This window comes from Exiguobacterium sp. ZWU0009 (genome assembly GCF_000798935.2).
Taxonomy (GTDB): domain Bacteria; phylum Bacillota; class Bacilli; order Exiguobacteriales; family Exiguobacteriaceae; genus Exiguobacterium_A; species Exiguobacterium_A acetylicum.
The window spans coordinates 1,796,360-1,813,209 of sequence record NZ_CP018057.1 but is presented as its reverse complement, the minus strand read 5'-3'; the positions used below and the strand labels follow the sequence as shown (position 1 = coordinate 1,813,209).

Annotated in this window: 19 protein-coding genes; 8 read left to right on the top strand and 11 right to left on the bottom strand. The window is 44.3% G+C overall.

The window, feature by feature from the left end:
* The first annotated feature begins 132 nt into the window (after positions 1-132).
* The gene (locus tag L985_RS09630; protein WP_029341890.1) at positions 133-522 is read left to right on the top strand and encodes a thiol-disulfide oxidoreductase DCC family protein; all 390 of its coding nucleotides are present in this window, start codon (positions 133-135) and stop codon (positions 520-522) included.
* A 42-nt stretch (positions 523-564) separates the two neighbouring features.
* On the opposite strand, the gene L985_RS09625 is transcribed toward L985_RS09630, so the two are convergent.
* From L985_RS09625 to L985_RS09590, 8 genes are all read right to left on the bottom strand, one after another.
* The gene (locus L985_RS09625) at positions 565-1,680 is read right to left on the bottom strand and encodes a hypothetical protein (RefSeq protein ID WP_047394829.1); all 1,116 of its coding nucleotides are present in this window, start codon (positions 1,678-1,680) and stop codon (positions 565-567) included.
* A gap of 74 nt (positions 1,681-1,754) precedes the next feature.
* Entirely contained in the window at positions 1,755-2,048 is a 294-nt protein-coding gene (locus L985_RS09620; RefSeq protein WP_029341888.1) for a spore coat protein, read from the bottom strand.
* Positions 2,041-2,259: a hypothetical protein gene (locus L985_RS09615; protein ID WP_029341887.1), complete on the bottom strand. Its 219-nt coding sequence runs from the start codon at positions 2,257-2,259 to the stop codon at positions 2,041-2,043. Before L985_RS09615 ends, L985_RS09620 begins: the two co-directional genes overlap by 8 nt.
* A 5-nt stretch (positions 2,260-2,264) precedes the next feature.
* Positions 2,265-3,146, bottom strand: a complete 882-nt coding sequence (locus L985_RS09610; RefSeq protein WP_029341886.1) for a manganese catalase — start codon at positions 3,144-3,146, stop codon at positions 2,265-2,267.
* 84 nt (positions 3,147-3,230) lie between these two features.
* On the bottom strand, positions 3,231-4,370 hold the full coding sequence (locus L985_RS09605) for a M14 family metallopeptidase (RefSeq protein ID WP_047394825.1): 1,140 nt from the start codon (positions 4,368-4,370) through the stop codon (positions 3,231-3,233).
* Positions 4,371-4,372: 2 nt separating this feature from the next.
* Entirely contained in the window at positions 4,373-4,924 is a 552-nt protein-coding gene (locus tag L985_RS09600; protein ID WP_029341884.1) for a cysteine hydrolase family protein, read from the bottom strand.
* Between the two features lie 12 nt (positions 4,925-4,936).
* Positions 4,937-5,242 (bottom strand): hypothetical protein, encoded by a 306-nt coding sequence (locus L985_RS09595; protein WP_029341883.1) that lies wholly within the window; start codon positions 5,240-5,242, stop codon positions 4,937-4,939.
* Positions 5,232-7,547: a sensor histidine kinase gene (locus L985_RS09590; protein WP_047394822.1), complete on the bottom strand. Its 2,316-nt coding sequence runs from the start codon at positions 7,545-7,547 to the stop codon at positions 5,232-5,234. The genes L985_RS09595 and L985_RS09590 overlap by 11 nt, the downstream gene beginning before the upstream one ends.
* Positions 7,548-7,838: 291 nt before the next feature.
* Between L985_RS09590 and L985_RS09585 the strand changes: the two genes are divergently transcribed.
* Entirely contained in the window at positions 7,839-8,240 is a 402-nt protein-coding gene (locus L985_RS09585) for an RrF2 family transcriptional regulator (RefSeq protein ID WP_047394819.1), read from the top strand.
* Between the two features lie 327 nt (positions 8,241-8,567).
* Positions 8,568-8,996, top strand: a complete 429-nt coding sequence (locus L985_RS09580; RefSeq protein ID WP_047394817.1) for a hypothetical protein — start codon at positions 8,568-8,570, stop codon at positions 8,994-8,996.
* A gap of 45 nt (positions 8,997-9,041) precedes the next feature.
* Here L985_RS09580 and L985_RS09575 read toward each other — a convergent pair whose 3' ends face one another.
* Complete coding sequence (locus L985_RS09575; RefSeq protein WP_231681718.1) at positions 9,042-9,425, bottom strand: VOC family protein; 384 nt, start codon at positions 9,423-9,425, stop codon at positions 9,042-9,044.
* Positions 9,426-9,554: 129 nt separating this feature from the next.
* Between L985_RS09575 and L985_RS09570 the strand changes: the two genes are divergently transcribed.
* The 3 genes from L985_RS09570 to L985_RS09560 are packed head-to-tail and all read left to right on the top strand — an operon-like array spanning position 9,555 to position 11,487.
* Entirely contained in the window at positions 9,555-10,367 is an 813-nt protein-coding gene (locus L985_RS09570; protein ID WP_047394814.1) for an MBL fold metallo-hydrolase, read from the top strand.
* Positions 10,364-10,858: an AAA family ATPase gene (locus L985_RS09565; protein WP_047394811.1), complete on the top strand. Its 495-nt coding sequence runs from the start codon at positions 10,364-10,366 to the stop codon at positions 10,856-10,858. The genes L985_RS09570 and L985_RS09565 overlap by 4 nt, the downstream gene beginning before the upstream one ends.
* A complete protein-coding gene (locus L985_RS09560) occupies positions 10,855-11,487 on the top strand; it encodes an HAD hydrolase-like protein (protein ID WP_047394806.1) in 633 nt (210 codons plus the stop codon). Before L985_RS09565 ends, L985_RS09560 begins: the two co-directional genes overlap by 4 nt.
* Positions 11,488-11,533: 46 nt before the next feature.
* On the opposite strand, the gene L985_RS09555 is transcribed toward L985_RS09560, so the two are convergent.
* Complete coding sequence (locus L985_RS09555; RefSeq protein ID WP_029341875.1) at positions 11,534-12,919, bottom strand: MFS transporter; 1,386 nt, start codon at positions 12,917-12,919, stop codon at positions 11,534-11,536.
* A 322-nt stretch (positions 12,920-13,241) separates the two neighbouring features.
* Here L985_RS09555 and L985_RS09550 point away from each other — a divergent pair, with 322 nt between their 5' ends.
* Positions 13,242-13,583 carry a hypothetical protein gene (locus tag L985_RS09550; protein ID WP_029341874.1) on the top strand — a complete coding sequence of 114 codons (342 nt, stop codon included), beginning with the start codon at positions 13,242-13,244 and terminating at the stop codon, positions 13,581-13,583.
* 477 nt (positions 13,584-14,060) lie between these two features.
* Here L985_RS09550 and L985_RS09545 read toward each other — a convergent pair whose 3' ends face one another.
* Positions 14,061-14,771, bottom strand: a complete 711-nt coding sequence (locus L985_RS09545) for a GntR family transcriptional regulator (RefSeq protein ID WP_029341873.1) — start codon at positions 14,769-14,771, stop codon at positions 14,061-14,063.
* Between the two features lie 163 nt (positions 14,772-14,934).
* Between L985_RS09545 and L985_RS09540 the strand changes: the two genes are divergently transcribed.
* Positions 14,935-16,827 (top strand): beta-glucoside-specific PTS transporter subunit IIABC, encoded by a 1,893-nt coding sequence (locus tag L985_RS09540; protein WP_047394803.1) that lies wholly within the window; start codon positions 14,935-14,937, stop codon positions 16,825-16,827.
* Positions 16,828-16,850: the final 23 nt, after the last annotated feature.

Genomic DNA, 16,850 nt, shown 5'->3' with positions numbered 1-16,850 from the left:
GTAAGAAAGACAATGAACAAAAGCGTTATCATGATTTAACATACTGATTAAATGCATGTTTTGACCTAAAGTGTGGTAAAGAAAAAGTGTACGAAATTATTCGTTAAACAGATAGGGAAGGATGAATCAATCATGAAAGCAATCGTCTTATTTGACGGGGAATGTAATCTCTGTGACGCGAGTGTCCAGTTCATCTTAAAGCGAGATCAAGGGTACCATGACTTTGCTTCATTGCAAGGGGAGACGGGGCAAGAACTCGTAAGGCGCCATCATCTCCCGGAAACGATCGACAGTGTCGTTGTGATTGACCGAGGTGTACCGTATATTAAATCCGATGCTGCGTTACGGATTGCCGGTCATTTAAGAGGTGGGTGGCATCTGTTAAGTATACTTCGGATTGTTCCACGTCGACTTCGGGATCGTGTCTATGACTTCGTTGCAAATAATCGCCATCGTTGGTTCGGGCAAAAACAGCAGTGTGCACTGCCGTCTCCGGAGACACGTGCTCGATTTCACGACTAAATATGAAAAGCCGCGACGAATCGGTCGCGGCTTTCTCTCTGTTCATTGATTCATCACATGTAACCAGTGACAACTCGGCAGCGGATCGCCGAGAAAACTTAAACCTAAATCATGGGCTTGGTGAATCGTCTCGAAACAATCGTCCCCTTCATCTAAGTACACTTCATGATGCGGTGATTGGAGATGTGTTCCTGCGATACGCCAAAGATTTGAACGATGTGCCACCTTGATCTCGTAGTCGATGTTAGGTGAGACGACGAGCGGATTACCGACAGAATGGTGGAGTGTATACCGAGTTGGTGATTGATTTGATAAATAGACCCGCTGTGTCGAGGCAACATCTTCTCGATATAACTGATGGCGAGCATCAAAAGAGCGGGTAGGATTTGCTTGTTTTGATAGTTGATGAGTAGTTTCACCACTACATGTCAGGACTTCTGTAAAGGTGCGATACTCTTTAGAAAAAGGCGAATATTGTCGCGCATCGCCTTCAAAATATCGATGCGGAGAAAACGGATTCGGATTCACGAGAATCGGAGGAGCAATGAACGTCAGTACACGTAATCGGTATGAAGAAACCTTCATATGTGAAGCGGATAGTGGGTACAAAGAAAAATAGAGCACGAACTGTTCAAATTCTCGTTCCCGGTCTTGTTCTTGTTTTATCTGATTCGTAACGCGGGCGAACTTCTCGATTGTCCGTGCGAACGGCATCGATTTTCTAGAAATGGGACGTAACACCCGGATTTCGAAACGTGTAAACCGTTCAGGGTCAATCGTTCCTTGCCACTCGGGTATCATAGTTTGACCTAACCGATGTCCATCTTGAAATACCGTATAATGCGATACTTCTGGAATTTCACCCCATAACAGTCGTACAGCATGATCTTGTTGGATCAGGACAGTCATTTTTCGGTTCCAGAACAAATCATCCGTACTTGAAACAAGCGCGGTGACGATGCGTGTCTTCGAATCTGAATCGATCAGTTCGAATGACAAAGGCTCAAATAAAGGAAGTGTCTCCGTTTGATAGCTATTCGAGTTTTGAATGAAACAGGGTCTACCATTTAATAAGAGACGGACGTTACTTGTCCCTTCCCAGGTGAGACAAACGGTTTCTCCACTTTGTTTGATTTGAATGTGATTGATGTCAATCATGAGACTGATCGCTCCTTACACGAATTCTGAAAGAAAACCCCTTCCACTTCAGGATCAGAAGGGAAGGGGGAACGTCATAATAATCCTTTAGCGACTTCTAGTTTTTCTTGATCGTGTTTTAATTGTTTTTTCAAGTCATGCGCGTGATACATATCGTGATCGATCATGTATCCGGCGATCGCAGCGTGAGTCTGAATGGCTTTGTTCAGTTGTTCGGTCAAGACTTTCCGCACATCAGGAGAAGCCGTTTCCGTAATCGCGACAGCATAAGCACGGACAAGTGATTTACTGCTGATCAAGAAGTCTGTCGCAATCAACTCGTCTCGTTTTTTACTGGGACGATTAATGGATTGAAGAGCTTCATTCATGAGAACCGCCTCCTTCATGATCTGCCAATAGCCTTTGTAAATCGTTTAATGCTTGTTCGCTATCTTTGATGTCTTGAGCAATCAATTTTTCAAGCGTCTCATCTTTAACAAAAGAACGAACAGCAACAGCTTTAACGAGACAAGCTTGTTTCATCGTCATGATTTCATGGATTTCGAGTGTTTCATGGATTGCAAGTGGTGATTTAGCCATCGGTCTCACTCCTTATCATGTAACATCCGTTTGACAGTATCTTTAACGTTTTGCATTCCTGTTTTTTCTGCTAGGTCGTGATGAAGTTTGTGTGCGGGTACCTTCATGTTCGGAATGTTTCCTTGCGGTGCAGGATTTTCTAGATGAACGAATTCACCAGTTCCATCCTGTGCTTCCCCTTGAGCCCAGCGACCTTCTTTTGAAGCTGTTCCTTCCGATAGGTCCCAGAACTCATAAGCATGCGGTTGCGCTTCCATTTCGTCTTCTGGTGCAAAAGTAGCCGGCACGACGATTCCGTTTTTCGTCTCAAGTTCTTCGATCGCAGCCATCCATTGATACTGGTGATATCGGTCGCGAGCGAGCATTTTACGGAAGGTAGCACGAACGCCTTCATCTGTCGTCATATGATAGAGGCGGGCGACCTGAAGGCGACCTTGTGATTCAGCATGTAAGTTCGAGCGCATGTCTGCCAATAAGTTACCACTGGCGACGATATAGGATCCGTTCCATGGAATGCCGTTTGCGTTCGATGGCAATCCACCGAGACCGCTGACAAGTAGGTGCTGAGGATTCATTCCCCCGAGAATTGCTGCTGTCGCCGGATCTTTTGCAGCTTCTGCCTGATCATCCGGTGACGCCCCGTCGAGCAATTGAGAAATAAGGGAACACAGCATCTCAACGTGTCCGATTTCTTCCGTCCCGATATCCATCAGCATATCCTTGTACTTTTCTTCGCCTCGGCAATTGAAGCCTTGGAAGAGATATTGCATCATGACCGTCATTTCACCGAATTGTCCACCGAGTACCTCTTGCACGGCCCGAGCAAGTTTTGGATCGGGTCGATCTACCTTGACTTCGAATTGTAATTCCTTTTGATGACGAAACATGAAAAGACCCCCTTTAAGTTTTAAACATATAAAAGTTACACATGTTATATACCTTAATCAGTTTCTTTCAAACCTGTTTTCACCTTATTTTTCGTTATGCTGAAGTGATCGGTTAATTAAAGTGTTGTTTTTAGGTTCATTGACCCACTCGGTGATGTTATTGAAAATGAAGGATGTCTCATTCAAGATGGACTGTCGCCACTGTTTATTTTTAGGAATGTAAAGTGCATCGAACCGCTCTCTAATCCGTCGAGTGGCAACTGCTTGATTGAAAAAGAGACGATTTTCATCAATCGTTGCTTTCAATGTTCGGAGTAGGGCGAAAGGATGTTTTCCAAGCGTCCCACACTCTACGGTTAAACCTAAAAAACCGATATCGCGCTTTTTTGTTTCTTGATACAGATAGTTTAACCATTCCCCTTCAATCGCATAAAACTGTTGATCTCGTGGTTGATCGACAATCGGGTAATGTGTATATCCTTCTACTTCCTTTGCGTGTCTTGGATCATCCGATGACATGACGAGTTGGACTTGCCCCGCTGGTCCATAACCAGTATGACAGTCGAGCATCACGACGTGTCGGTAAGTAGATAGGGTATCGACGAGACGACTTAATACGTCAGAGAAGTAAGCGTCTGGCGTACGTCCGCCATAATAGAATCCGGTCGGATGTTTGAATTGTCCTAGTGTCGCAGCCTTTAAAAAAGCATGTGGACCTAGACGAATCAAGTCGTATAAGACATGTAACGTAAACGGCACATAATCCAGAAGACGCCCTGATCCTGACCGTTTTATGAACAAAGACTGTAAGTCATCAAAACCTGGATTACGTAAATCTGCCTTTGAAAAATCGTGAATCGCATTTCGATTTAAATTGAGGTTATGATGTGTTTCTTTACGATGATGTTTCATCCCGTACGCATTAATACCATGGATCAGCAAAACATCGACTTCTCCCGTATTTAGCTGTTTCATATGGTCTGATAAAAATTGAAGTTGCATGGCACTCCCTGCATATCCTTCAATTCCGTGTAACCCACTCGTTAGGATCAATAATGTTGAATTGTTACCGGATTGCCCATGCCACCAATCGGAACAAAGCGATCCTTGTTGTTTGAGTGATTCATGAATAAGTTTCGGATAATACCGAGAGAGCATTTCCTTCGAAGTCTCATTGAAACGTTGGCGTGCTGTTTCATACGTACCAGAAAAATAATGCAACATCGTTATTCCCCCTTCATCAAACTTAAACTTGAAGAGCAATCAAGAGATAATGTCGAACTGAGAATTTCTAAAGCATGATCTTTTGCAACGGCGGTTTCTGCTGCCGTACAGTCTTCAGGAACATGAATAGCATATTCACGCATGTAAGCGTCGTTTGCAGTAAATAAGATACACATATCTGTCGTTAGACCGGTGATGATAAGACGTGATACTTCCAAATGCTTCAATAAAATATCAAGTTGGGTCCCGAAAAAGCCTGAATGTTTTGGCTTGATGATGAAGTAATCGTTCTCTTCTGGGTGCATTGTTTCGATGAGTACATCGCCAAGACCACCGCGGCACTCATCAATGATTTGGTTAACATTCTCTTGCCACAGACCAAAATTATCATTGACATAAATCACTGGGATGTTTTGACGTTTACAATGTTGTTTTAATTTTGAGAGTGGTTCGAGGACAGGGAGCGTCTGTTGCAATAACTGCTCAGCTCCTTCGAAATCCATCTTATTGATGACATCGATGATCAACAATGCTGTATTTTCTTGAACAGTCATGGCGGACTCCTCTCATAAAAAGGTGACTAAATAATGATACGGCGAATAAAGCTGGGCTTTAGAGATAAAAATCTCCGAAGGGGAGGCTGATTCACGGGCTCCCCGGACATCAATTAAACAACGATAAATGAGTGATTCCAACTCTGCGATGAAATCAGGATATTGATACAAGGCATCCTCCATCCGTCTTTTACGGTGATCTTCCATCAAGACGATGCAGGGATTGGTCTCTTTTAAGGGTATTGCACTGAAGACAGTTTTTTGCTGTTTAAAATCTTGATTTAAACAGCGAACGATTTGATTTAAATCAGCTTCCACTTTCTTCACTTCCTAGTTGTAGATTATTCATACTGTTCTTATACATGTTATTGGTTGTGTTCCACTCTTCATCACGAGGTAAACGGATAAAAAAGTCGGATCCTTTTTCGATTTCTGAATGAACGGTGATCCGTCCGCCGTGCGCTTCAATGATTTCCTTACAAATCGGTAAACCGAGACCTGTTCCTTGAACTTGGAGATGATCTTCATGTTCGACGCGGTAATATGGATCAAACAGATGGGGAAGATCTTTTTTGGGAATACCATACCCGTCATCGCTAATGGTGATGACGATTTCAGCTTCACAGCACGCTAACGAGACCTGAATGTTCGAACCGGCTGAAGAGTACTTTATTGCATTATTCAGGAGGTTTAATAAGACTCTCCGGATTTTTTCTGGATCAGCCGTGATCAGGCAAGGACCATCGCTTTCGATTTGTATATGATGCGTCGATGTCGTGACGTTCAACCATTCCGTTAACTCAATGAGCATATGTTCGATGCAAAATGATTCTAACTGATATGATTCTTTTTGATGACTGAGTCGCTGATAATCAAGGAATTCGGTTAACAGTTGACTAAGTCGCTGTGTCTCACTCCGCATCGTCTCTAGATATTTGCGCTGTTTTGAAGTAGACAACGTCCGATGTAACATCAGTTCGCTAAACCCTTCAATGGACGCAAGCGGCGTTCGTAGCTCATGAGATAAAACCGAAATGAAATTTTGCTCCCTTTTGGCATAATTGACTTCAACCGTACGTTCACGAAAAACAAATAAAATCCCTTGTCGATCGGACAAAAATTCTGTATAAAGTCTTACATGACGATCGTCTGACATTGAAAAATCCTGAGCAGGAACGACTGTTGCGTGCTCAAAGCCTGCTTTGATTTGTTCGACATAGGCATATAACGCATCTGTTTCGAGAATCAACGGTTCGAAAGTTTCGATGACGAATGCTAAGTTTTCGGATTGTTTTTCAGAAGGTGACCAGTTCGGGAACAATTGATGGAACATGTGATTCGTAAAGATATTTGTGTTCGTCACATCGACGAACAATATAGCTTCTCGAAGACCATTTAAGATACGTTGAATTAATTGATGATGATCTTTTATACGGATATCATCAAGCAACCGCATCAATCCGATATTTAATAAATGTGTCGTTTTCTGAAGTGCGATTGTCTCGGTGAAACGATGATGAAATTGTAACGTCAATGTACCAATGAATTTTGACGGACTGTGTAAAGGGAGAGCACACAACGTCGATTGTTCCTTCTTGATTAGATGGAGCGATGTATCTAACTCAGTCTTCGCTTCTAACTCTAGCCGCTCTTGGTCAAATGTCGGTTCGTCTGATAAGGCGATATGTACAGGTTCAAAACTTTCCGACTGTGGTGAAAAATGGATATGCGACGCCCGAAAATGACTACCGATTGCTTGTAGCCAAGTGTGAAGACCTGACATTGATTGATGGCGTAAAATTTGAGTAGCTAACTGGTTTTGAAATTGAAGTTGTCGCTCAATTATTTTTTGTTGATAGAAAGACTCTTGAAGTTGTGAATTAACAGCTTGCGTTTGCTGATGTTCAAATGCGAGCAATGTCGTCATTTGTTGCATCGATCGCCCAAGTGAACCAATCTCATCGTGGCGGTTCTGGAAATCATGATGTTCCAATCGATCAGGTTGTTTCGTTTGATCGACGAGATCGAGTAAGTCCGTTCGAAAAGACCGCACAAGTCGTAAAATCAAGTAACTGAGAAGGCAAAAAGCGATGATCATCACACCAAAAGCATAACGTAAAACTTCAACGGTTCTTTGTTGTAGTGACTGTTGCGCTTTTCGCTCTTCATCATGAATCAATCGAAAATAGTCATTGATAGCGGAGTCAGATTGTTGAACCAGCTTTTGATTATCCGTGAGTACTTGCAACGTGAGTTCCAGTTCCAAAAATCTCGCAAATTGAACGAGTTGATGTATAAAGCGTTCGTCCGCTGGATTTGAGTAGCGTTGACTAAATGATTGAACCTGTCGTTGAAAACGTTCCAACCGCTGCTTGACCTGCTTGAGATCAGATTGATCATTAAAGTCAACTTGTTGAATTTGAAGATTTACTTGCTGTGCTTCATTCCAAAGCGTACGAGCTTTCGTTTTTTGTAGTGTTATTTCTTGAGATGAAGCACGGTGTTGCTCGAGTTCTTTTTGAGAAAAGTAAAAGGTTAGGGCGCCAATGCTTGCAAAAATCAAGAAATTTGAGAGTAACAAGATATAAAATCGATGGAACAGACTTGATGAAAGCCACTTCATGACTAGACCTCTTTCTAAAAAGATATATAAACAAACGATAAAAATACATGTTTAAAGAAATCTTATCATAGACATTAAACATTCTGCATGAATTGCTTCATCGATTAAAATATCATTTTGCCTTTTTCTGAAAAAATCCCTAGATTTTGACACTTCATATCCTTTAAGATAAACGATATACATATGTGCAAAATCACTCGAAATGACACTTCAAGCCATACTATTGATTGTGAAAAGGAGGAAGCTTCTGTACTATGTTTATATAAAGGAAAGAAAAAGAAGGTGAAATGGATGAAGATGACTCGCTCTACGGACTATGCCATTCGTGTGCTTATTTTCGCAGCGTCGCATCCGAATCGGCTCGTACAAATTCAAGAAGTGGCAACCCATTATGATATTTCTAAAAATCATTTGATGAAGATTGTCCATTCATTGAGCAAGTTTGGTCTCATCATTTCCGTACAAGGTCGTAATGGTGGATTCAAATTAGCGAAATCGCCAGAGACGATTACGTTAGGAGAAATCGTTCATTTATTTGAAGAAGTCTCCTATCTTGAAAATGTGACAGTTCCCAATAAAAATGGTAGTTTGCAAAACACACGTCAAGCGTTCGATCAAGCATTCATGTCCTTTACGGACGCGTTGCAGGCATACACGTTACAAGATTTAATCGCGCCGACGATGAACGACTGAAGAGAGAGTCAGAGAGGGATAGATGATCTCTGACTCTTTATCCGTGTACATATTCCAGTCATGCAGATTTTTATCAGATCATCATGTTAATTATGATTAAAACTAGTATCTTTTATGTTACTATAAACAAGATTCGGACGCTATTCGAATCTTAATTTTGAAACAAAAACATGTACACTTTGTACTTGTTTTTGTGGTATAACTTTACAGGAAGGAGGGGATATTTCCAATTCACCTGCTTGATTTCATACAGGACTCTTACTGTCCATTCAGATAAAGGATTAAAGGCATTCGTCCATTGATCCACGTAAAAGGGAGGGTTTCGGAATGTCCGAAATGACCATCGAAATGTTCGTTCATTTCATTCAACACCTAGTGCATTCTCCACGATTCGTCGTCCAGCGTCAGCATGAACATGAGGACGCCTATATGTTCGAAATTCGTGAGTTGAATCTATCGCGTGTCTCAAAAGCCGTATTACTTCATAAGACAGTTGATCTTCTTCATGAAAAGACGTCAGAAGATACACGCGAAACGTTGACGAATGAACTGGTCACTCTATCACAAAAGACGTTAATGAAGTCAGATACGATTGCGATGCTTGAAGTGCAGTCCACGATACAGGACTCACTGCATCTTACATTTTCACAGAACAAAAAGATTTGGTTTTCTGGCATTCTTGATACTGAAGAAGCGATCAATCGGTTCACAGAACGTTTTCAAAGCGTCATAAATGACGATCGAACGTCTTATTAAACAAAAGCAGGTCGAGCCACATCAGTGGTTCGACCTGCTTTTGTCTTATCCTGTACAGAGCATCAAGACGTTACCGTCGGGATCCGCAAACGTAAAATAAGCAAAGTCATCGAAACGTTCGATGTCTCGAATGATGGGTGCGTGTAGTGACCGCACAAACTGATAGGATGCATCGATGTCCGTCGTATAAAAATTAAACAAGGCATGGGGAGAAGGGTGATGTCGGTACGTTGCGTCATTCGTATGATCATCGAGCGTCAAACTCGTTGGACCCTCTAGTGGAAGATTGTAGACAGGTGACGAGACGCGCGACGCATCAAACGGCAGCTGCAGTAACTGGTGATACCAAGCGGCGGCACGTTTCACATCCTGAACATGCAAAAAAACAGCGTTCAAGCGGGGCGCAATGAGGTGGGTCGAAATTGACATCAGAATCTCCTCCTTTGTTTTCATACATGTTCCTTTCGATAACCGCCTCTTAATTCCTCCAATCCCTATAAATGGAATATGGTATGATATATCAGGAAAATCATTTACGAATTGGAAAGGAATGATGAGATGGAAACCATCATCTGTACGACGTGTGGTGTTGAACAAATCAATCCGCAACGCGAAACATGTCCGATTTGCTTAGAGGAACGACAGTATGTCAATCCAACGGGTCAAACGTGGACGACGCTCGCTGCCATGCAAACATCAGGAACGTATCAAAACGTCATTAGCGACGACGGAGCAGGCGTCTATGCGATTCAGACAACACCGGCGTTCGGTATCGGTCAGACGGCATATCTTGTCCAAGGAAAATCGTTCAACCTGTTATGGGACTGCATTACATATCTTGATTCAACAACGAAAGAGCAACTTGACGAATTTGGCGGAATTCAGGCAATTGCTTTATCACATCCGCATTATTACGCGACACAAGTCGAATGGGCGGAAACCTTTGACGTGCCGATCTATATTCATGAAGATGATGCGTCGTTCGTGACGCGACCAAGCGAGCGCATCGTCTTCTGGAGTGGTGAACGCTTGGAGTTGACGGAAGATTTGATGTTACATCGCGTAGGTGGTCACTTCAAAGGAGCAGTCATTTGTGAACGAAAAAACGCATCAGCGGGGCTGTTGTTGACAGGAGACATCATTCGGATCGTTGCCGATCGGGCATGGGTCAGTTTCATGTACAGCTATCCGAATGTGATTCCGCTTCCGGCAAAGACGGTCGCGCGAATGGCAGAAACGTTACGTCCGCTTCACTTTGAAAAATTATATGACGCCTTTCATCGGAAAATCGAAACCGGTGCGTCTGAAGCAGTAGCGCGCTCTGCAGAGCGGTACATTGCTGCCTTAAACGGGGACTGGTTCACGACATGAAGTCGCGCTTGATCGTCATCCGTGGGAATTCTGGTAGTGGAAAAACCACGCTTGCAAAAGCGTTACGATCGGTCTTACCGGATAGCATCTTATTCTCGCAAGATGTCATCCGCAGGGAGATGTTGAACGTAAAAGATGGACCAGGAAATCCGGCGATTCGCTGGATCGAAGAGTTGATCGGACTTGCTGACGGACGCCACGCGACGATTCTGCTGGAAGGAATTCTTGCACAGGACTGGTACGGTGAGATGATTGACCGGTTGGAACGACGCTTTACTTCACGGTACGCGGCGTATTATTTTGACGTCTCATTTGAAGAAACGGTTCGTCGCCATGAAATGCGCCAGCCCACGGAGTTTTCTGTGACGGATATGAAACGCTGGTGGATTGATCGGGATCACCGCCCGACAGATCGTCTAATTGCTGAGGATAGATCGATAGAATCCGTGATTCAAATGATAAATCAAGAGCAAAAAGGGGAGAGCGAATGACACACTACATTTTTGACATGGATGGAACGTTGTTTCAAACGAATGCCGTGCTGTCGCATGCGCTAGAAGAGGTCTTTCAAGAGTTGCGTCAAACGGGGCGCTGGGAGGGGGAAACCCCACTCGCCCTCTATCAGCAGATCATGGGCGTCTCGTTGCCGGAAGTCTGGCAGACGTTACTAACGGACTTTTCAGCCACAGACCAACAGGCTGCGGATCACAAGTTTCGACGTAGCTTAGAGCAGGCAGTCAAAGCGGGGCACGGTCGCTTATATCCAGGAACGGTCGAGTTGCTCGCTCGTTTGAAACAAGCGGGTCACTCCGTCTATATCGCCAGTAATGGGTGGCCATCCTACTTGTCAGCAATCGTGACGACGTATGGACTTGAAGCGTATATCGATCATGTCTATAGCATTGAAGACATTCGTTCCGGTGATAAATCAGCACTCGTACGGGAGATTTGTAAGATGCACGATATCTCGTCAGGCTACGTTGTCGGTGACCGCTTATCTGATTTCAAAGCGGCGCATGCGAACGGGCTCGCTGCAATCGGTTGTCAGTTCGATTTTGCACAAGAGCAGGAACTCGCAGTCGCGGACCGCGTCGTAAAAGAGTTGAGTGCTGTCTACTAAAAAGAGCCGTCTTCTGTGGAAGACGGCTCTTACTTATAGCTAGCAATTATTCTGCCCACCAGAGGGCATCGTTTGGTTTCTTCGCGATTGATGCGACTTCTTTTTCACTCGATACAGTCGGATGCGATCCTTTAAGTGCTTTTCCGGCTGTATTTTTAAAGAAGAAGAAGAACGTGACGAATCCGATGACGCTGACTGCTGTTAGATAGAAAGCAGGAGCAAGCGGATTTTGTGTCGTATGGACGAGCCAAGTCGAAACGAGTGGCGTCGTTCCACCGAAGATCGAGACCGAGACGTTGAACGTCACCGATAGTGTCCGATAACGGACATCCGTATAGAAGATACTCGGTAGAAGACTTGGCATCGTTCCTTCAAAGATCGCCAAGAAGAAGCCGAGGATGAAGATCCCGATTCCGACGAAAAAGAGTGGTTTAAGACCAATCAAGAAGAACGACAGGATTGAAAGCAACGATAGTCCGGCTAACGCGAAAAGGACGATATTACGATTCCCTTTTTTATCACTGAGCTTCCCGAAGAAGTAAGCGAGCGGAATCATGATCACCATGACCCCAGTAATTAGAATCGTACTTGTCGAACTTGACATGCCGATGACTTCATCGAGGTACGATGGCATGTAGGACAAGAGCATGTAGTTCGTAATATTGAAGAAGGCAACAGCGATGAAACAAACGATGATATCACGTTTGTGGTCGCGAAGAATTTCGCGGAATGTCGCAGGCTCTTCTGTGTTTTCATTAATCTCATTTTCGAAGATCGGTGATTCATCCAAGTGACGACGTAAATAGAGACCAAATAAACCGAGTGGTGCTCCAAGAATGAAGGGAATCCGCCATCCCCAAGATGCCATTTGATCATCCGATAAGGTGACGAAAAGTGTTGTAGCCAGTAATGAGGCGAGAATATATCCACCGAGTGTACCGATTTCAAGTCCACTTCCGAGGGCACTCCGTTTGTTATCTGGTGATGACTCAGCGATGTAGACCATTGCGCCGGCATATTCACCGCCAGTCGAGAATCCTTGTAAAATCCGGGCTAACAATAACAGGATCGGTGCCCAAATTCCGATTTGATCGTAGGTCGGTAATAGACCAATGATGAGCGTGGAACCAGCCATCATGACGATCGTCGTTGTTAAGACGACCTTCCGCCCGAGTCGATCTCCGATGCGTCCAAAGACGATTCCGCCGATTGGTCGCATTAAAAAAGCGATCGCAAACGTCGCAAAAGTAAAGACGAGCTTCAGTTCATCATTTTCAACAGCGCTAAAGAAGTTTTGACTGATGATGATTGCGAGATAGGAATAAAGACCAAAATCGAACCATTCCATCGCATTCCCAATTCCGGTCGCGTAGACACTCTTTTTGGTTTGCTGCATGTCAACGACATTGACTTTTTCTTTTCTGAATTTCATAAGTTCTGTTCACTCCCTTTGATAAGTTCGTATCGTACCATAGCAGGAAATGAAGTCAAGTTGCTAATGCGCTTAATCAATTGAAAACGACTGAAAACGGCTCTGTGCCGGGAGTTGTCAAACCGTTGCTACTCTAAGGACGAACAGGGGTGTGCATTTTTTATGAAAAAAATTGAAATTTTTTTGGATGTTTTCATAAATTCGAAACAATTTTCATATGTTTTCACAACTAAAAAATCAGTAATCCGCCTTTAGGATGAGGGAAATTAAACTATTTTTTGGTAATTTTAAAATGAAGATGGAAAGTAAAAGGAGAATACTTATGAAGAAGAAATGGATCGCCATTGTATGTCTTGGGCTCATTGTAGTCATCGGTAGTTGGTATGCTGGATTTCAAGAATCAAAAGTATCCGGTTTTCCGGTGCCGCGATTTGCTACGGCAGTTGAAAAACAAGGCGAGTGGAAAATCAAAACCCGTCTAGTCTCGGAAACTGACGGACCGGGTTTACTCTATGGGACTCGGATTCGCCAAGCCGATTGGAAAGAACTCGATCGTGAAGGCGCAACGGCGTGGTATGAAAAAGACGGGAAAGTGATTGCCTTGACGACATTTGATGGGGAACTGTATATCGAAAATTCTAGTAAAGAAGAGATAGGTATTTAAAGGATGCGATTATTTATAAAATGGAACGGATGGAGTCTGTTTTTCGCCTTGATTCTCTTTCTTCCTGTTGAGATGACATTGAACATCGAACGTATTATCCGCATAACGGGAACATCATACCAGTTTTTTATCTAATGGATTTTCTATTAATCACGGTGTGTATGATCCTATTTTTTACGCCTATTCGTCTGATGCAGGGGATAATAGTTCGAGGTCGAATTACTTGGTCGTTTTCCTTTAGTTGGATACCGTATTTCGTCTTCATGTCGTATGCTCTGAGTCAGTGGTTCCCAGTCACGTACCCTACTGATTTTCCGAGCCCAGTCCTTGGCTTATTATTGATTGCCGTTTTAGCGATTTATCCGTTTTGTATATTAATTTTAATTAGTTTCTTAAAAGAAAAAGCGAAATCCGATGGAACGTCTTCAGTAAAATGAAGACGATCATCAGACTTCGCTTTTTTACTTTTTTCATTTGTTAAAGATATAGTCCGTTCGCCTGAACGACGAAATGCGAGTGTTCATAATGATAGGTGATGACGGAATAGTCGAACGGACGACCGTTCGTCAAATGAAACACCGTCTCGATCGTCAATCCAGGATCGCCCTCGGTGAGATCCAGATGATGAGCCGACTCAGCGCTTAACTTCCCGACGTGCATATACATATCCGAGAACCCGATATTCAATTGGAGTGCCGTCTCTAAGTATTCGAAGATCGACTGCTCGACGATTTCACGATTTAAGTACGGAACGATTGATTGGCGATAGTAAGACTCTTCGAGACAGAGGATCTTGCTGTCGATGTAGCGGATTCGCTTGACGTAATAAACTGTCTCACCTGCCTCGATCCCGAGATTTTTCGCGATATTATCGGTTGCAGCGATTGGTTCGAGTGCGAGAACGGTCGACTCGATCGTATGACCGACGAGATTCTGCTTGAATCCTTGGGTCGAGAACAGGCGAATGTAGCCGGTGCGATTCGTCTTCCGGACAAAAATCCCGCTTCCACGGACTTGAAAGATAACCCCTTTTCGTTCGAGTAACTCAAGTGATTTTGTCATCGTCGTCTTACTGACGGCGAACTGCCGGATCAACTCTTCGAGAATCGGTAGTTTGTCCCCTTGTTTCAACTCATGTTGTTCTATGTACCGTTCGATTTCATCGGCCGTCTGTTGGTATTTCAGCATAGGACACCTTCTTTTCTTGCGAACTTTTTCTTTCTTTAGTATAGCATAAGCCTTCTGTTGATTAATAACATGTTAAATTTAATTATTTATGTATTGATTAATTGTGAATGTACAATTAAAATGAAAGGGTATTCAAGCGTCATATTCAGGGGAGGTACACGATATGGGCAAGGTTCGCGATTATCAACAATTGGCGCATTCGATTTTAGAAGCTGTCGGGGGAGAAGACAACGTCATCAGCGCCGTCCGATGTGCCACACGACTTCGTCTCGTCTTGAAACGATCGGATTCGTCAGCTAAGGAAACAGTCAGTGCACTACCTGGCGTCATTACGGTCGTTGAGTCTGGTGGGCAATTTCAAGTCGTCATTGGTCAACACGTCGGGGAAGTTCATCACGAATTTTTGAAGCTCGTCGATTTGGAACAATCGGAAACGGAAGAGGCGCCGAAAGGGACGGTCCTCAACCGAATCATTGCGACGATGTCAGCCGTCTTTGCACCGTTTGTCTACATCTTAGCTGCAGCGGGGATTCTGCAGGGAATTTTGATTTTGACGACGCTCGCTTTTCCAGCATTTGCGAAGACAGGTACTTACGAAGTCTTCAGCTTCATTTCATGGGCACCGTTTACGTTTTTGCCGATTTTCATTGCCATCACGGCAGCGAATCATTTTAAGGTCAATGCCTTCATCGCGGTCGCCTGTAGTGCGGCACTTGTCAGTCCAACATGGGCAGATATCGCAGCACGCATCACGGCTGGTGAATCCATCACGTTTTTAGGAATCGCATTATCCGGGACGACGTATACGTCATCGGTCTTACCGCCATTATTCCTCGTCTGGATCCTGTCTTATGTCGAGCGATTCCTGAACAAGACAATTCATGAAGTCGTCCGTCCTTTGTTCGTCCCGTTCTTCAGCATGGTGTTGATGGTGCCGCTTACGATTCTCTTGATCGGACCGATCACGACATTGGGTGCAGAAGGGATTGCAAACGGGTATAACTACTTAGCAGAGAATGCTCCTGCGGTTGCTGGTCTCATCATCGGTGGCTTTTGGCAAGTCATCGTCATCTTCGGTGTCCACTGGGGTGTCACGCCGATGGTGCTTGCGAACTTCGAACAATATGGTCGCGACTCGTTCCAGGCCTACCAAACGATTGCCGTCATCGCTCAAATCGGTGCCGTCATCGGAGTCATCTTGAAAGCACGCAACAAAGAAACGAAAAAAGTCGGGGTCTCAGCCGGACTGACAGGTATCTTCGGTATCACGGAACCGGCTATCTATGGGGTGACGCTCCGCTTTAAGAAACCGTTCATCTATGGCTGTATCTCGGGAGCAATCGGCGCTGTCACGGCGAGTTTCTTTAAACCATATTACTTTGCCTACGCCGGATTACCGGGACCATTGACGCTTGTCAACGGTATCGACTCCGACTATCCATCGTCGATCATCGGCTTATTGATCGGAACGGCGATTGCCTTGATTCTACCGATCGTCTTGATTCAAGTGTTCGGCTTCGGGGAGCAGGCTGCTCCGGTCGTAGCACCTGCAAGTACAGCGACACCAGTTGCAAAACAGGAAGTCAGCGCAACTCTGACAAATGAAGAGACGCTTCGTGCACCACTTGAAGGAAAAATCGTTGCCTTATCGGATGTACCGGATCCTGTCTTTGCTTCCGGTGCGATGGGACAAGGGGTAGCGATTCGTCCGACGAACAACCGGGTCACGGCACCGTTTGACGGGACCGTCGTCATGGTCGCCCCGTCAGGTCACGCGATTGGATTACGCTCGACGAGTGGTGTCGAAGTTTTGATCCATGTCGGACTTGAGACCGTAACGCTCGACGGTAAACCGTTTACGCTTCACGTCCAAGAAGGTGATACGGTGACGACAGGTGATCTCCTCGTAACGTTTGATGCGACAGCGATTGAGACGCATGGACTCGAGACGATCACACTAATCATTATCACGAACACGCAGAGTTATGCACAAATCCTACCGACGGACGAGACAGTCACGACGGCAAATACAGAAATCTTGACGATCATCAAGTAAGAGAAAAGAAGGAGGACATGAAG

Coding starts and splice junctions, on each gene's coding strand:
- L985_RS09630 (WP_029341890.1), top strand. CDS start 133: ATGAAAGCAATCGTCTTATTTGACGGGGAATGTAATCTCTGTGACGCG.
- L985_RS09625 (WP_047394829.1), bottom strand. CDS start 1,680: ATGATTGACATCAATCACATTCAAATCAAACAAAGTGGAGAAACCGTT.
- L985_RS09620 (WP_029341888.1), bottom strand. CDS start 2,048: ATGAATGAAGCTCTTCAATCCATTAATCGTCCCAGTAAAAAACGAGAC.
- L985_RS09615 (WP_029341887.1), bottom strand. CDS start 2,259: ATGGCTAAATCACCACTTGCAATCCATGAAACACTCGAAATCCATGAA.
- L985_RS09610 (WP_029341886.1), bottom strand. CDS start 3,146: ATGTTTCGTCATCAAAAGGAATTACAATTCGAAGTCAAGGTAGATCGA.
- L985_RS09605 (WP_047394825.1), bottom strand. CDS start 4,370: ATGTTGCATTATTTTTCTGGTACGTATGAAACAGCACGCCAACGTTTC.
- L985_RS09600 (WP_029341884.1), bottom strand. CDS start 4,924: ATGACTGTTCAAGAAAATACAGCATTGTTGATCATCGATGTCATCAAT.
- L985_RS09590 (WP_047394822.1), bottom strand. CDS start 7,547: ATGAAGTGGCTTTCATCAAGTCTGTTCCATCGATTTTATATCTTGTTA.
- L985_RS09585 (WP_047394819.1), top strand. CDS start 7,839: ATGAAGATGACTCGCTCTACGGACTATGCCATTCGTGTGCTTATTTTC.
- L985_RS09580 (WP_047394817.1), top strand. CDS start 8,568: ATGTCCGAAATGACCATCGAAATGTTCGTTCATTTCATTCAACACCTA.
- L985_RS09575 (WP_231681718.1), bottom strand. CDS start 9,425: ATGTCAATTTCGACCCACCTCATTGCGCCCCGCTTGAACGCTGTTTTT.
- L985_RS09570 (WP_047394814.1), top strand. CDS start 9,555: ATGGAAACCATCATCTGTACGACGTGTGGTGTTGAACAAATCAATCCG.
- L985_RS09565 (WP_047394811.1), top strand. CDS start 10,364: ATGAAGTCGCGCTTGATCGTCATCCGTGGGAATTCTGGTAGTGGAAAA.
- L985_RS09560 (WP_047394806.1), top strand. CDS start 10,855: ATGACACACTACATTTTTGACATGGATGGAACGTTGTTTCAAACGAAT.
- L985_RS09555 (WP_029341875.1), bottom strand. CDS start 12,919: ATGAAATTCAGAAAAGAAAAAGTCAATGTCGTTGACATGCAGCAAACC.
- L985_RS09550 (WP_029341874.1), top strand. CDS start 13,242: ATGAAGAAGAAATGGATCGCCATTGTATGTCTTGGGCTCATTGTAGTC.
- L985_RS09545 (WP_029341873.1), bottom strand. CDS start 14,771: ATGCTGAAATACCAACAGACGGCCGATGAAATCGAACGGTACATAGAA.
- L985_RS09540 (WP_047394803.1), top strand. CDS start 14,935: ATGGGCAAGGTTCGCGATTATCAACAATTGGCGCATTCGATTTTAGAA.